The organism is Rothia sp. HMSC069D01, assembly GCF_001810135.1.
Classification (GTDB): domain Bacteria; phylum Actinomycetota; class Actinomycetes; order Actinomycetales; family Micrococcaceae; genus Rothia.
The window spans coordinates 1-299 of the sequence record NZ_KV800080.1 but is presented as its reverse complement, the minus strand read 5'-3'; the positions used below and the strand labels follow the sequence as shown (position 1 = coordinate 299).

At 48.2% G+C, this 299-nt stretch carries 1 protein-coding gene; it reads right to left on the bottom strand.

The features are described 5' to 3' along the window. Positions 1-299 (bottom strand): DDE-type integrase/transposase/recombinase (locus tag HMPREF2710_RS01460; RefSeq protein WP_141746584.1); only part of this gene is annotated, 299 nt, incomplete at both ends.

The following is a 299-nucleotide window of genomic DNA, read 5'->3' as shown; positions in this document are numbered from 1 at the left end:
GTAGCGCCATTATCGATACAGTTACCTTTACGTGACATACTCTGAATGAAACCATTCTCAGCGAGCGTACTGATGTAAATCTCGTGCTGATACTGCCATCCCATATCCGAGTGCAAAACCGGTTCGGCCCCCTCAGGTTTAGCGTCCACGAGTATCTGAAGCATCTCTTGCTGCTGGGCAAGATTAGGGCACATCGAGATAGAGTGGGCAACAATCTCTTTACTGGCAAAATCGTACACCGGAGCAAGATACGCCTTACCAAAGGAGAGCTTAAACTCGGTAACATCGGTACCCAACTT